This window comes from Streptomyces sp. NPDC049954, from assembly GCF_040656295.1.
Lineage (GTDB): Bacteria > Actinomycetota > Actinomycetes > Streptomycetales > Streptomycetaceae > Streptomyces.
The window spans coordinates 21,900-35,245 of record NZ_JBFALS010000002.1; the positions used below are offsets into that span (position 1 = coordinate 21,900).

Genomic DNA, 13,346 nt, shown 5'->3' on the forward strand with positions numbered 1-13,346 from the left:
GTTCGTCAACGAGCGGAGTTGGGCGATTCGGCGAGCGGAGTGGGGCGGGCCCGCTGTTGCCGGGGTTCAGAGGGCTCCGGAGGTGAACCCCGTGCAGAAGGCCGTCCATGGTGCGGTGGCGTAGCGCAGAGGAGTGCGGGTGGTGTCCTTGGAGTCGCGTACGGCGATGCCGCCCGGCAGGGCTGCGGCCTCGACGCACTGCTCGGCCCCGCTGCTGTACGAGGACTTGAACCAGGTTGCCTCTTCGGGGGATGGCGTGGGGGCGGTCCGGCTCGTTGTCATGGGGGAGGGCTACCCGTGTGCGTCGGGGTTCAATAGCAGAAGGTTGAGGGATGCGCGGGGAAGCTGGAGAGGGCCCGCCGTCCTGTGAGTCAGAGGGTGCCGGTGGCAATTCCTGTGCAGAAGGCCGTCCACTGTGCGGTGGTGTAGCGCAGCGGGGTGCGGGAGGTGTCTTTGGAGTCGCGTACGGCGATGCCGCTGGGGAGGGGCGCTGCCTCGACGCAGTTCTCGGCGCCAGCGCTGTACGAGGACTTGAACCAGGTTGCTTCCGCGAGGCGTGGTGTGGGTGCGCTGTGGTGGTTTGTCATGGGTGAGGGCTACCCATGTGAAGTGCCGCTGCAACGAGTGGAGATCGTGGAATGGGCTGGCGGGACGGTACGGGGCCCTCTCCGGTATGGCTGGAGAGGGCCCGTCGTCCAGCGGGTCAGAGGGTGCCGGTGGCGATTCCCGTGCAGAAGGCCGTCCACTGGGCGGTGGTGTAGCGCAGGGGGGTGCGGGAGGTGTCCTTGGAGTCGCGCAAGGCGATTCCGCCGGGCAGGGCCGCAACCTCGACGCAGTTATTGGCAGCGTTGCTGTAGGAAGACTTGAACCAGTCGGTATCCGAGAGGTCGTACGAGCGCGTTCCGGGAGGTGTTGTCACTTGTTCATTCCGTTCATGATGTTTCTGATCTTCATACGTGAGTCACCCACGGACAAGGCTGCGGCGACCACGCGAGCGAAGGCATCCTCAAACACCTTCACGTCCTCGGTGCCCTCCACAAAGTGGCTTCCTTGCAGATTCTCCAAGTTGACCACCGTGGGCCAGGGAGCAGGAAAGTGCACGATCTCCAGTAGACCGACCACACCGGGGCTGGCTGTTCCGCGCAGGTCGAGCACTTGGAGGGTGACGTTCGGCAGCTCCGACATGTCGAGCAGATGGCGAAGCTGGTCGTACATCATGTGAGGTTGCTCTGCCGAGGTCATGTGCAGGGCGGCCTCGTGAACCACGGCCCAGAGCTTGAGTGGCGCCTGCCTGCCTGGGCGCGTAGTGAGTATCGCCTGTCGCGCCCTGCGCACCTCCGCCAAGGCGTGCACTTCGTCCTGAGTCAGAGTGAGGCCCGTAGCCGCGATGATCTCGCGCGCGTAGCCGCCGGTCTGGAGAAGCCCGGGGATCAGGCCCGGAGCGGTGACCTGCTCAAGCTCGGCATCTGCCTCCAAATCGAGGAAATCCCGATACGACTCAGTGACCACGTCCCCGTAAGGACGCCACCACCCCTGCTTCCCGGCGTCGCGCGCCAGGTTCGTCAGGGCGGTGCCGACCTCCGGGTCGTCGACGCCGAAGAGTTTGAGCAACTCCTCGACCTGGGGCGGGGTCACGCGCGCCTTCGCGTTCTCGACGCGTGAGTACTTGCTCTCGGCCCAGCCCATCGCCTCGGCGGCGGCGCGGCTTTCCATACCTGCGGCGGTCCGCCTGCGTCGCAGTTCGTTGCCCAGACGCCTGCGGCGCAAGGTGGGGATCGCCCTCTGGTTAGGCATGTGGTGCTGACACCTCCGTTGGGTGAGTGCGCACGGGTGAAGTTTCGCAGCTACGAGGTGAGTTGACGAACGCTTAGGTCCCCCTCTCGCCCCGCAGGTGCCGAATCTATCGCCTCAGGTGTGGAAATCGCGCCACCGAATAAATCATCGATTACTTATTCAGGTGACTCACTTGCCGGTTTGAGGTGAGGCAGGACAGACTCCTCTCACGCGATACGTGACGAAGCGTGTGTGCTTGATCACGGAAATGTGCGTGTCGCGGCGCGTTCACCTGCGAGACGAGGTCATTCATGCACCTGCCCCCCAGCCCTCCCCTCCCTGCCCGTGAGGGTGAGGCGTTACGAAGGGCGCGGCAGTCTCCTGCCGTTCCTCACCCGAAAGAAGGACTGCCCGAGGCGGCCTCGGCCGCCGGGAGCGCTCCTGTTCCTCCCCCTCGCCCGCCTCGACTCCGCCGTCAGCTCTCACGGGACCGGACCGCCATGTACGAGTACGACAGCAGCCTCGCCAAGGGGCAGGACCCCTGCGCCTCCGGTATCGGTGGCCCCGCGTACCACGAGGTCTTCTCCCGTACGGAGGCGTCCGCCGAGCCCGCGCGGCGGCTGGTGCGGCACGCGCTCGGGGTGTGGGGGCTCGACGTGCTCGCCGAGCCGGCCGCGCTCGTCGTCTCGGAACTGGTCGCGAACGCCGTGGCGCACGCGTGTGGCGAGACGGTCCGTGTCGTCGTCGCGAGGCTCGACGGGGGCGCCGTGGAGGTGTCCGTTTCCGACTCCTCGCGCGTCAGGCCCGTGCCGCGCATGGCCGGGCCCGATGACCTCGGCGGGCGGGGGCTGTTGCTGGTCACCGCGTTCGCCGCGTGCTGGGGTGCGCAGCCGCAGCCGGGGGGCAAGCGGGTCTGGGCGCAGGTGCGGGGATGAGCGAACGGGTGGAGGAGACGGGCGAGGAGGCGTGCGCCCGGTGCGCGGAGTTGCGGCGGGAGGAGGTCCTGGCCGAGGCCGGGCGCGACTACTCGCGGGCCACCGACTGCCGGGTGCTCATCGGGCGGCATCCGCATGACGCGGAGAGGGAGAGGGACGGGAGGAGGGGGCGGGGCGCGTCGGAGGGGCGGGGCTGAGCCACCTGCGCGGGTGGTGACCGGCCGGAGTGGGGATGCCGCCTTCCCGCCCCGGCCGGTGCGCGCCACGACCTACGACCCGGGGCCCTCACGTGGGTGTTACCCCAGGCCCCTCACCCAGGCGTCACTTCGTTCCGAAGCCCAGGTTCTGGCCGGAGAGGTCCACGCGGATGCCCGTCTTCTCCACCCGGACGTCCTTGAGGGAGACGTCGCCGGACTGGGAGGGGATCTTGGGGAGCTGGAAGCCGAGGGAGAGTTCGTCGGCCAGCTGGGGGCGTGTCAGCTCGGAGAGGCCGGTCAGGAGGGCCGGGTCGAAGCCGAGGCGGCGCAGGAGTTCGGGGTGGTCCAGGGCCGCGTCGATGAGGTTGACGTCCATGAGCTGGTGCAGGAAGCGGGGGGTTCCGGTCAGCTCGTGGAGCTTCTCGTCGCTGTCCAGCGCGGTGCGCACCGCGTCCTTGGGGACGCCGAGGCGGTCGACCATCGCGGGGACCTCGAACATGGCCTTGATCTTGTCGGTCTCCTGCTGGACGGCGCGCGCGGACTTCTCCGTGAGGTGCAGCCCGTCCCCCCGCTTGGTGCCGGGGCGGAAGGTGGCGAGGTCGCCGACGGTGAGCTGCATCCCGCCCACGCGCATGTCCACGCCCCGGTCGCCCGACCGGGCGAGCGTCGCGTCGGCGCGCACCCGCAGGTCGTGCCCCGCGACCGGTACGGTCCCCCGGGCCAGTACGTGCTGCGGCCCCGTGCCGGTGAAGGTGACCTGCGAGGCGCCCAGCTCGCGGTTGAGGTCGTCGAAGGACAGCAGTACCTCGCCGTGCACCCGGCCCACGTCGACGCTGCGGAAGGTGCTCGGCAGGTCGGCGTCGATCCGGATGTTCTCGGCCGTCGCGGAGACCTTCGCGAGGGAGACGCGGTCGGCGGCCACGTCCGGGACGGTCACCGTGACGGAGTCGAGCCGTTTGCGGGCCAGCTGCGTGACGAAGGGGAAGCCGCCGATGTCGACCTCGGGCGTGGCCTCCAGGTGCATCGCGTCCTTGATCTTCTCCGCCGCCTCGTGCTCCGCGAAGAGCACGGCCCAGCGGTCACCGAGGGCCAGGAAGGCGATCAGGGTGAGGATCGCGATGGACGCCTTGATCGCGAAGGGCAGCCCGGCGAGGCGGAACCAGCGCCTGCCGCGCCGGTGGTTGGGCGGCGCCCACGGCTCGTCGGGGTCGAAGCCCGCCTCGTGACCGGGGGCGTCCTCGGCCTCGTCCTCGTAGCGCAGGACGTCGTCGAGCGGGTTGTCGGCCAGCCCGGCGAGCTCCTCGTACGGGTTCGTGTAGCGCGGCTCGTACGGCTCGTGGTACGGCTCGTACGGTTCGGGCGACACGTGCGACGGGTGGGGGGTCGTCGCGTACGCGGAGGGCTCGGGGGACGGCTGGGCTATGCGGTGGGGGGAACGCATCGTCGCAGTTGACCATACGTTCGACCCCCGACCGCAAGCCCCGCGCCCGCTAAGCGGGCATATGCGCACATTAGTTGACGCGCTTCTTACAGACGGGTCACACGGCCCTCCGCGCGAAGGGCCGCACGCGTGCCTACTTGACGACCGTGATCCGGTTCGCGGCCGGCGGGTCGATGGGGTCGGCGGCGGAGGAGTTCGCCGTCAGGTAGTCGTTGAACGCCTTCAGGTCGTCGCTGCCCACGAGCGGGTCGGTGCCCTGGGCGAGGGCCGCGAAGCCGTCGCCGCCGCCCGCGAGGAAGTTGTTCGTCGCGACCCGGTAGGTGGTGTCGGGGCCGATCGGCTCGCCGTTCAGCCGCACCGAGCCGGCCACGACGCGGTCGGCGCCGCTCTTCGTCAGGTCGAGCGTGTAGGTGAGCCCCTCGGAGACCTGGAGGATCTTCGGCGCGGCCTCGTTGGCGCCGCTGACCTGCTGCTGGAGCGCGGTGACGAGCTGCCGTCCGGTCAGGCTCACGAGGTTGACGGTGTTGCTGAACGGCTGGACGGTGAAGCCCTCGCCGTAGGTGACGACGCCGTCGCCCTCGGCGCCGCTCGCCTTGTACACGAGGTCGGCGCGCACCCCGCCCGGGTTCATCAGGGCCAGCGAGGTCTTCGGGTCGAGGGTCTGGCCGTGGGCGAGCTGCGCGTCGGCGATGAGGTCGCCGAGCGGCTGCTCGGGGCCCGTACCGCGCGGGACGTCCCCGCTGATCCAGCCGACCGGCTGGTCGGCGACCGGCGCGGCGAGCTTGTTCCAGCGGCTGATGAGCGAGGTCATGTCCGGCGCCTTGGGCTGGGTGCGGCTCACGACGTGGTTGGCGGAGGAGACCTTCGTACGGACGATGTCCCTGGTCCTCCGGTCGTACGTCAGCGTCGTGTCCGTGTAGAGCCGGCCGAAGGACGAGGCGGAGGTGACCAGACGGGGCCTGCCCGAGGGGTCGGGGATCGTGCACACGTAGGCGTTGTGGGTGTGACCGGTGACGAGGGCGTCGACCTTCGGGCTGATGCCCTTCGCGATGTCCACGATGGGGCCGGAGATCCCGCCACCCGCCGCCGGGGAGTCGCAGTCGTAGTTGTACGCGCCGTTCGCGGGCAGCCCGCCCTCGTGGATGAGGGCCACGATGGACTTGACGCCCTGGCGGTCCAGCTCCTTCGCGTACTTGTTGACCGTCTCGACCTCGTCGTGGAACGTCAGGCCCTTGACGCCCTCGGCGGTGACGATGTCCGGCGTGCCTTCGAGGGTGACCCCGATGAAGCCGATCCTGACATCGCCCTTCTTCCACACCGTGTACGGCTTGAGGAGGGGTTTGCCCGTCTTCTCCTGCGTCACGTTGGCCGCGAGGTAGGGGTAGTCGGCGCCGGGGAACTTCTTCCCCTTCTCGAAGCAGCCGTCGGTGGGGTGGCAGCCGCCGTTCTGGACGCGGGCGAGTTCGGTGGCGCCCTCGTCGAACTCGTGGTTGCCGACGCTCGTGACGTCGAGGCCGAGCTTGTTCATCGCCTCGACGGTCGGCTCGTCGTGGAAGAGGCCGGAGAGCAGCGGGCTCGCCCCGATCAGGTCGCCGGCCGCCGCCGTGACGCTGTACTTCTCGCCCTCGCGGGCCGTGCGCAGCGAGGAGGCCAGGTACTCGACACCGCCGGCCGCGACGGCCTTCGTGGTCCCGTCCGGCTGGATCTCGTTGACCGTGCCGGAGGAGCCGGACGGGGCCTCCAGGTTGCCGTGGAAGTCGTTGAAGGACAGGAGCTGGACGTCGACGGTCTTGTCCTTACCGCCGTTCCCGTTCCCGTGCCCGTGCCCGTGCCCGTGCCCGTGCCCGTGGTCCTGGCCGTGGTGGGCGGACCCGGGTCCGTGGCCGCCGGTCTGGGCGCTGGCCGGCATCGTGGCCGACAGCGCGCCCACCGTCGCCAGTCCCGCCGCGACGGCCAGCAGGCGCCGGGTGCGGCGTCTCGGGTGAAGTGGTGTGGCTGACAAGTCGGTTCCCCTCGGTGATGGCCCGTCCTGCGGGAGCTGAGCGCGCCAGGAGACGGGCGAGAAGCGGCATGCGGAGCGCAGCCTATGGTCAACGCGCGTAGCACGACAGGGGGATGCGGGTTACGAGCTGGTTGCCGAGGGGGGCCGCCGGGGACACGGCCCCCCGCGACTCACTCGAAGGAATGGTCGTCGGGTGCAGGAACGTCACCGCGTGTGCGGCCTCCGCAAGGGTGTCCGGTATGACCGAGAAGACCGCCGCCAAACCGGTGGTACCCGCCCAAGGGTCCACCGTCCCGCCGGGCCTCACCGAGCTGCTCGACGAGCTGAAGACCACCGTGCGCGCCGCCCGGGTCCGGGCCGCTCTGCGCGTCAACACCGAACTCGTCACCATGTACTGGCAGTTGGGGCACCGCATTCTGGAACGTCAGGCCGCCGAGAAGTGGGGCACCAAGGTCGTCGACCGGATCGCCGCCGAACTGCGGACGGAGTTTCCCGGGCAGCGGGGGTTCAGCCGGCCAACCTCAAGTACATGCAGCAGTGTGCTCGCACCTGGCCCGAGCCAATTGGCCAGCAAGTTGCTGGCCAATTGCCCTGGGGCCATATCCAGCTCCTCCTCGACAAGTGCCGCGACCGCTTCGAGCTGGACTTCTACGCCCAGCACGCCGTTCATCACGGCTGGTCCAGGGACCGGCTGCGGTCGGCGATCGAGAACTGCCTGCACCTGCGGGAAGGCGCGGCGGCCAACAACTTCGACGTGACGCTGCCGGGGGCGTCCGCCGCCGCCCAGGAGATCGTCAAGGACCCCTATCAGCTGGACTTCACCGGGCTGGGCGGCGAGGTGGCGGAGCGGGAGCTGGAGGAGGCGCTCGTCGCCCGGCTCGTCCCCTTCCTCACCGAGCTGGGCGTGGGTTTCGCCTTCGTCGGGCGGCAGTACCCGCTGCGGGTCGGGGAGTCGGACTACCGGATCGACCTGCTCTTCTACCACTGCCGGCTGCGCTGCTACGTGGTAGTCGAGCTCAAGACCCGCAAGGCGGAGCCCGAGCACATCGGCAAGCTCGGTTTCTACACGGCCGTCGTCGACGACGTCCTCAGGGACGCCGAGGTGGACGGCCCCACGATCGGCATCCTCATCGCCGGGAGCCGTGACCGGGCGATGGTCGAGTACTCCCTGCGCGGCCACAACCAGCCGTTGGCCGTCAGCTCCTGGTCCGGGGTCCCCGAACGGGTGCGCGCACTGCTGCCCTCCGCCGAGGACCTCACACGGGTGGCCGACGCGGTGCTGGGCACGGAGCCCACGAGCTGACCCCCGCGGCCCCTTTCCGTACCCTCGTGACCATGACCAGCGATGCCGTGACCACGCCGCCCCGTCGGATCGAGACCCTGGACGTCCTCAGCCCGCAGCAGGCCGGGGAGGTCGGTGAGCTGCTGGCCGAGGCCGCCCGGCGGGACGGGCGGCAGGCCGTGTCCGAGCAGGGACGGCTGCGGTTGCGGGGCGGGGCCAGGGAGGGTGTGCTGCACCTGCTGCTGACCGCCGCCGACGGGACGCTCGCGGGGTACGCGCAGCTCGACGGGAGCGACCCGGTGGAGCCGCCCGCGGCCGAGCTGGTCGTGCACCCCGCGCTGCGGGCCCGGGGACACGGGCGGGCGCTCGGCAAGGCGCTGCTCGCCGCGAGCGGGAAGCGGCTGCGGGTGTGGGCGCACGGCGGGCACCCGGCGGCCCGGCACCTCGCGCAGGTGCTCGGCCTCGCGCTCTTCCGCGAGCTGCGGCAGCTGCGCCGCCCCCTGGACCGGCTCGGCCTGCCCGAGCCCGTACTGCCCGAGGGCGTCTCCGTACGCGCCTTCGTGCCCGGCGCGGACGAAGCGGACTGGCTCGCGGTGAACGCCGCCGCCTTCGCGCACCACCCCGAGCAGGGCAACCTGACGCGGCGCGACCTCGAAGACCGCATGGCCGAGCCCTGGTTCGACCCGAAGGGCTTCTTCCTCGCCGTGCGCGACGAGGGCACCGAGGACGCCGAGCTGGTCGGCTTCCACTGGACCAAGGTGCACGCCGAGGAGCGGCTCGGCGAGGTGTACGTGGTCGGGGTGCGGCCCGGGGCGCAGGGCGGCGGGCTCGGCAAGGCGCTCACCACGATCGGGCTGCTCCACCTGGCCGCCGAGGGACTGCCGACCGCGATGCTCTACGTCGACGCGGACAACACGGCCGCCGTCTCCGTCTACGAACGCCTCGGCTTCACCACGCACGAGACGGACCTCATGTACCGCACCGAGAGCTGAACCGGCCGCCCGGAGGTGGGGCGGTGACCCCCGCCCCCGTCCGGAGCCCCGCGCGCAAACTGCGCGCCACGTGTCCGTAACCAGTCATTCAGCAAGGCACGGCAGGCTCGCGGAATGCAGCCCGCCGTGCCCGAGCCCCGTCCCAGCGGGGACCCCACCGCCGGACCGTCCCCCCACGGGCCCCTCCGTCTCACCGCCTCCCCGCCGGGGGCCGCCGGTGAAGAGGGCCCCTTCGACGCGCCTGGAACGGGTTCCACGCGGAAGAATGACTTCATGACCCAGTCCAGCAGCAGCGCCTCGGTCCATCCCCGGCCCTCCACCGGTTCGCTCGCCGCTCACCGGCCGACAGTGGTGCGCTCCGGGGACTCGGACCTGGAACCGGACCTCGACTCCGACCTCGACGTGTACGAGGACACCTCGGGCGGCGCGGAACTGCCCCCGAACCGGTTCCTGGACCGGGAGCGCAGCTGGCTCGCCTTCAACGAACGCGTCCTCGAACTGGCCGAGGACCCGCGCACCCCGCTGCTGGAGCGCGCCAACTTCCTCGCGATCTTCGCGAGCAACCTCGACGAGTTCTTCATGGTCCGCGTCGCCGGGCTCAAGCGGCGCATCGCGACCGGCGTCGCGACCCGCTCCGCCTCCGGACTGCTGCCCCGCGAGGTGCTGGACCTGATCTGGACCCGCTCGCGCGAACTCATGGCCCGGCACGCGGCCTGCTTCCAGCAGGACGTCCTGCCCGCGCTCGCCGACGAGGGCGTCCACCTCGTGCGCTGGGCGGAGCTGACCGAGAAGGAGCAGGCGCGGCTGTTCACGCTGTTCCGCAACCAGATCTTCCCGGTGCTGACGCCGCTGGCCGTCGACCCCGCGCACCCCTTCCCGTACATCTCGGGGCTCTCGCTCAACCTCGCCGTCGTCGTCCGCAACCCGGTCAGCGGCCACCGGCACTTCGCGCGCGTCAAGGTCCCACCGCTGCTCAGCCGCTTCCTGGAGGCCGCGCCCGACCGGTACGTGCCCATCGAGGACGTCATCGCCGCGCACCTGGAGGAGCTGTTCCCCGGCATGGAGGTGCTCGCGCACCACATGTTCCGGCTCACCAGGAACGAGGACCTGGAGGTCGAGGAGGACGACGCGGAAAACCTGCTCAAGGCGCTGGAGAAGGAACTCATGCGGCGCCGCTTCGGGCCGCCGGTACGACTGGAGGTCGAGGAGTCGATCGACCCGTACATCCTGGACCTGCTGGTGCGGGAGCTGAAGATCTCCGACGTCGAGGTGTACCCGCTGCCCGGTCCGCTCGACCTGACCGGGCTGTTCGGGATGATCTCCTCGCTGGAGCGGCCCGAGCTGAAGTACCCGAAGTTCATCGCGGGCACCCACCGCGACCTCGCCGAGGTCGAGTCGGCCTCCGCGCCCGACATCTTCGCCGCCGTCCGCGAGCGGGACGTCCTGCTGCACCACCCCTACGACTCCTTCTCCACCTCCGTGCAGGCCTTCCTGGAGCAGGCGGCGGCCGACCCGGACGTCCTCGCGATCAAGCAGACGCTGTACCGCACCTCCGGCGACTCGCCGATAGTGGACGCCCTCATCGACGCCGCCGAGTCCGGCAAGCAGGTCCTCGTCCTCGTCGAGATCAAGGCCCGCTTCGACGAGCAGGCCAACATCAAGTGGGCGCGGAAGCTGGAGGAGTCCGGCTGCCACGTCGTGTACGGGCTGGTGGGCCTCAAGACGCACTGCAAGCTGTCGCTCGTGGTCCGCCAGGAGGGCGACACGCTGCGCCGCTACTCGCACGTCGGCACCGGCAACTACCACCCGAAGACCGCCAGGCTCTACGAGGACCTCGGTCTGCTCACCGCCGACCACCAGGTGGGCGCCGACCTCTCCGACCTGTTCAACCGGCTCTCCGGCTACTCGCGGCGGGAGACCTACCGGCGGCTGCTCGTCGCCCCCAAGTCGCTGCGCGACGGGCTGATAGCGCGCATCGAGAAGGAGGTGGCGCACCACCGGGCGGGGCGGCCCGCGTTCGTGCGCATCAAGGCCAACTCGATGGTCGACGAGGCGATCATCGACGCGTGCTACCGCGCGGCGATGGCCGGGGTGCCCGTCGACGTGTGGGTGCGCGGGATCTGCGCGCTGCGGCCCGGGGTGCCCGGCCTCTCGGAGAACATCCGGGTGCGTTCCGTCCTCGGCCGCTTCCTGGAGCACTCGCGGGTCTTCGCCTTCGGCAACGGCGGCGAGACCGAGGTGTGGATCGGCAGCGCCGACATGATGCACCGCAACCTCGACCGCCGTATCGAGGCCCTCGTCCGGGTCTCCGACCCCGCCCACCGCGCTGCCCTCGGCCGGTTCCTGGAGACCGGCATGTCCGACACCACCGCCTCGTGGCACCTGGGCCCCGACGGCGAGTGGAACCGGCACGCCACCGACCAGGACGGGCAGCCGCTCCCCAATGTGCAGGAACTGCTCATCGACGCGCGGAGGCGCAGGCGTGGCACCACGACCACTTGACCCCCCCGTCCCGGGCGGGCCGGCCGCCGGTTACCTGCGGGAGCAGGCGACCGGGTTCCTGCGGGCGCTGCGCCTGCAACGGGAGAGCGGGACGGTCGCCTCGGACGCCGCCGAGGCGGCCCGCGCGCTGCGCCGCACGGCGCGCAGGATCGACGCGACCCTGCACACCTTCCGTCCGCTGTTCGACCCGGACTGGGCCGACACCCTGCGCACCGAGCTGGGCTGGCTCGCGGGCACCCTGGGCCGGGAGCACGCCTACGCCGAACGGCTCGAACGGCTGCTCGGCGCGCTGCACCGCCTCTCGCAGGAGACGGCGCCCGTCCCCGCGCTGCCGCAGGCCCGGGCCGCCGCGGCCGTGCTGACCGCCCAGGGCCCGGGAACGGGCGGGGGCGCCTCGGGGGCGCTCTCGGTGGGGGCCGCGCGCGCCGGGGCGCTGCTGGAGCGGCAGCTCACGCTGGCCCGCAACCGGGCGCACTCGGCGGCGCTCGGCGCGCTCGGCTCCGGGCGTTTCCACGCGGTCGCCGACAGCGTCGCCGTCCTCGCGAGCGAGGTGCCGCTGCGGGCGGGTACGGGTACGGGCACGGGGGAGCCGGTCGCGCCGGCCCCGCTCGCCGAGCGCACCGCCGAGCGGCTCGGCGAGGCCGTCACCCAGCTGCCGCTGGGGCGTGCCGGAGTGCCGTACAACGCGCAGGCGCTGGTGCTCGGCGAGCAGGACGCCGAGGCGCAGGACACGCCGTGGCTGCGGGCGCGGCAGCTGCTGCGGCTGCGGCGGTACGCCGTCGAGGCGATGACCGGTCAGGACGATCCGGCACTGCGCCGCGCCGCGCAGGCCCTGGACCGCCACCGGGACGCCGCCGAGGCCGCCTCGGCCGCCGCCTCCGCCGCGCGCACCCCGAGGATCGCCCCGGCCACCGCGTACTCCCTCGGTGTCCTGCACGCCGACCAGCGCCACGAGGTCGAGGCCGCCCGGTACGCCTTCCACCGGGCCTGGCAGCGGGAGGCGGCGTGGGCGGGGTGACGGGCCCCGACGGGCAGGGGACGCCCGGTCCGGTGCGGGCGGCGGGCTGCGTCCTGTGGCGCCGCGCGGGCGGCGCGGGGCGCGAGTTCTGCCTCGTGCACCGCCCGAAGTACGACGACTGGTCCCACCCCAAGGGCAAGCTGAAGCCGGGCGAGGACTACCTGGGCGCGGCCCTGCGCGAGGTCGCCGAGGAGACGGGCCGCGCGTGCCGCCCGGGCCGGCCCCTGCCCACGGTGCACTACGTGGCGCGCGGCCGCCCGAAGACCGTCGCCTACTGGGTCGCCGAGGCGGTCTCCGGCAGCTTCGAGCCGAACGACGAGGTGGACGAGATCCGCTGGCTGCCCGCCGGCCGGGCGGGGGCGCTGCTGACGCAGCCCAGGGACCGGATGCTGCTGGACGCGGCGGTACGGGAGCTGTCGGCGGCCGCGGCGAGGCCGCCGGGCCGCTGAGCTGGTCCGGGAGGCCGCCCCGGGCCGGGCCCCCGCGGCCGGGGACAGGAGATGCGTCCCGCCCCGGATGGGCCGAGGCTGAGAGGGGTGGGCCGGAGTGCGGCCCGCGAAACGGGCCGGAGCGCGGTCCGTGAAACGGAGGACGGCGATGAAGCTAGAGGACGGACTGCCCACGGACCGCAAACTGGCCGGGGTCTACCGCTGGGGCGCCGCGCTGTGCGGGCTGCTGCTCGTCGTGTTCGGCTGCCTCGGGCTCGCCGACCAGCTCAGCCCCTTCGACACGAGCGGCCAGCAGATCGCCGGTCTGTCGACCAACGGGGTGCTCAGCGTGCTCTCGCTGGTCTTCGGCTCGGTCCTCGCGGTCGCCGCGTTCATCGGCGGGAACGTCGCCTCGACGGTGAACATGATCGTCGGCGCGCTGTTCGTGCTCAGCGGCTTCGTGCACGTCTTCATCCTGGACCGGCCGGCCAACATCCTGGACTTCCGGATGAGCAACGTCATCTTCAGCTTCGTGGTGGGCCTGCTGATCCTGTGCTGCGGGATGTACGGCCGGGTCTCGGGCCGCCTCCCGCACGACAACCCGTACTGGCGCGCCCGCCACCCCGAGCAGGCCACCGACGAGGACCGCGAGCGCCGCCTCCACTCGCACGACCTGCTGTCCGGCGAGGACCTCGCCGCCGACATCGACCGCGAACAGGAACGCGCCGCCCTCGCGTCGGCCCCGGACGCCCGCAGGAGCGCGGGGCGGCGTTGAG

At 71.5% G+C, this 13,346-nt stretch carries 14 protein-coding genes and 1 pseudogene; 9 read left to right on the forward strand and 6 right to left on the reverse strand.

Annotated features, from left to right (window positions below):
* Nucleotides 1-66: 66 nt before the first annotated feature.
* The 4 genes from AB0J21_RS03480 to AB0J21_RS03495 all read right to left on the reverse strand — a co-directional run bounded on the left by AB0J21_RS03480 (nt 67) and on the right by AB0J21_RS03495 (nt 1,794).
* The gene (locus AB0J21_RS03480) at nt 67-282 is read right to left on the reverse strand and encodes a DUF397 domain-containing protein (protein WP_363144123.1); all 216 of its coding nucleotides are present in this window, start codon (nt 280-282) and stop codon (nt 67-69) included.
* Between the two features lie 89 nt (nt 283-371).
* Nucleotides 372-587 carry a DUF397 domain-containing protein gene (locus AB0J21_RS03485; RefSeq protein ID WP_363144124.1) on the reverse strand — a complete coding sequence of 72 codons (216 nt, stop codon included), beginning with the start codon at nt 585-587 and terminating at the stop codon, nt 372-374.
* Nucleotides 588-703: 116 nt separating this feature from the next.
* On the reverse strand, nt 704-919 hold the full coding sequence (locus AB0J21_RS03490; protein ID WP_363144125.1) for a DUF397 domain-containing protein: 216 nt from the start codon (nt 917-919) through the stop codon (nt 704-706).
* A complete protein-coding gene (locus tag AB0J21_RS03495) occupies nt 916-1,794 on the reverse strand; it encodes a helix-turn-helix transcriptional regulator (protein WP_363144126.1) in 879 nt (292 codons plus the stop codon). The genes AB0J21_RS03490 and AB0J21_RS03495 overlap by 4 nt, the downstream gene beginning before the upstream one ends.
* A gap of 479 nt (nt 1,795-2,273) precedes the next feature.
* Between AB0J21_RS03495 and AB0J21_RS03500 the strand changes: the two genes are divergently transcribed.
* Both AB0J21_RS03500 and AB0J21_RS03505 read left to right on the forward strand, forming a co-directional pair.
* A complete protein-coding gene (locus tag AB0J21_RS03500) occupies nt 2,274-2,708 on the forward strand; it encodes an ATP-binding protein (protein WP_363144127.1) in 435 nt (144 codons plus the stop codon).
* Entirely contained in the window at nt 2,705-2,905 is a 201-nt protein-coding gene (locus tag AB0J21_RS03505) for a hypothetical protein (protein ID WP_363144128.1), read from the forward strand. Before AB0J21_RS03500 ends, AB0J21_RS03505 begins: the two co-directional genes overlap by 4 nt.
* A 124-nt stretch (nt 2,906-3,029) precedes the next feature.
* Here the strand turns inward: AB0J21_RS03505 and AB0J21_RS03510 are convergent, their stop codons facing one another.
* A complete protein-coding gene (locus AB0J21_RS03510) occupies nt 3,030-4,346 on the reverse strand; it encodes an LmeA family phospholipid-binding protein (RefSeq protein WP_363144129.1) in 1,317 nt (438 codons plus the stop codon).
* A gap of 133 nt (nt 4,347-4,479) precedes the next feature.
* Nucleotides 4,480-6,348 carry a bifunctional metallophosphatase/5'-nucleotidase gene (locus AB0J21_RS03515; RefSeq protein WP_363144131.1) on the reverse strand — a complete coding sequence of 623 codons (1,869 nt, stop codon included), beginning with the start codon at nt 6,346-6,348 and terminating at the stop codon, nt 4,480-4,482.
* A 239-nt stretch (nt 6,349-6,587) separates the two neighbouring features.
* Between AB0J21_RS03515 and AB0J21_RS03520 the strand changes: the two are divergent.
* From AB0J21_RS03520 to AB0J21_RS03550, 7 genes and pseudogenes are all read left to right on the forward strand, one after another.
* Nucleotides 6,588-7,015, forward strand: a pseudogene (locus AB0J21_RS03520) (DUF1016 N-terminal domain-containing protein); the annotation flags it as partial.
* 171 nt (nt 7,016-7,186) lie between these two features.
* Nucleotides 7,187-7,651, forward strand: a complete 465-nt coding sequence (locus tag AB0J21_RS03525; protein WP_363144678.1) for a PDDEXK nuclease domain-containing protein — start codon at nt 7,187-7,189, stop codon at nt 7,649-7,651.
* A 32-nt stretch (nt 7,652-7,683) separates the two neighbouring features.
* On the forward strand, nt 7,684-8,622 hold the full coding sequence (mshD, locus tag AB0J21_RS03530) for a mycothiol synthase (RefSeq protein ID WP_363144132.1): 939 nt from the start codon (nt 7,684-7,686) through the stop codon (nt 8,620-8,622).
* Between the two features lie 114 nt (nt 8,623-8,736).
* Complete coding sequence (locus AB0J21_RS03535) at nt 8,737-11,124, forward strand: RNA degradosome polyphosphate kinase (RefSeq protein ID WP_363144133.1); 2,388 nt, start codon at nt 8,737-8,739, stop codon at nt 11,122-11,124.
* A complete protein-coding gene (locus AB0J21_RS03540) occupies nt 11,105-12,142 on the forward strand; it encodes a CHAD domain-containing protein (protein ID WP_363144134.1) in 1,038 nt (345 codons plus the stop codon). Before AB0J21_RS03535 ends, AB0J21_RS03540 begins: the two co-directional genes overlap by 20 nt.
* Complete coding sequence (locus AB0J21_RS03545; RefSeq protein WP_363144135.1) at nt 12,130-12,591, forward strand: NUDIX hydrolase; 462 nt, start codon at nt 12,130-12,132, stop codon at nt 12,589-12,591. Before AB0J21_RS03540 ends, AB0J21_RS03545 begins: the two co-directional genes overlap by 13 nt.
* A gap of 148 nt (nt 12,592-12,739) precedes the next feature.
* On the forward strand, nt 12,740-13,345 hold the full coding sequence (locus AB0J21_RS03550; RefSeq protein WP_363144136.1) for a DUF4383 domain-containing protein: 606 nt from the start codon (nt 12,740-12,742) through the stop codon (nt 13,343-13,345).
* Nucleotide 13,346: the final 1 nt, after the last annotated feature.

Bases quoted from the DNA above. Each gene is read 5' to 3' on its own strand.
- AB0J21_RS03480 (WP_363144123.1), bottom strand. From the start codon at position 282: ATGACAACGAGCCGGACCGCCCCCACGCCATCCCCCGAAGAGGCAACC.
- AB0J21_RS03485 (WP_363144124.1), bottom strand. From the start codon at position 587: ATGACAAACCACCACAGCGCACCCACACCACGCCTCGCGGAAGCAACC.
- AB0J21_RS03495 (WP_363144126.1), bottom strand. From the start codon at position 1,794: ATGCCTAACCAGAGGGCGATCCCCACCTTGCGCCGCAGGCGTCTGGGC.
- AB0J21_RS03500 (WP_363144127.1), top strand. From the start codon at position 2,274: ATGTACGAGTACGACAGCAGCCTCGCCAAGGGGCAGGACCCCTGCGCC.
- AB0J21_RS03505 (WP_363144128.1), top strand. From the start codon at position 2,705: ATGAGCGAACGGGTGGAGGAGACGGGCGAGGAGGCGTGCGCCCGGTGC.
- AB0J21_RS03510 (WP_363144129.1), bottom strand. From the start codon at position 4,346: ATGCGTTCCCCCCACCGCATAGCCCAGCCGTCCCCCGAGCCCTCCGCG.
- mshD (WP_363144132.1), top strand. From the start codon at position 7,684: ATGACCAGCGATGCCGTGACCACGCCGCCCCGTCGGATCGAGACCCTG.
- AB0J21_RS03535 (WP_363144133.1), top strand. From the start codon at position 8,737: ATGCAGCCCGCCGTGCCCGAGCCCCGTCCCAGCGGGGACCCCACCGCC.
- AB0J21_RS03550 (WP_363144136.1), top strand. From the start codon at position 12,740: ATGAAGCTAGAGGACGGACTGCCCACGGACCGCAAACTGGCCGGGGTC.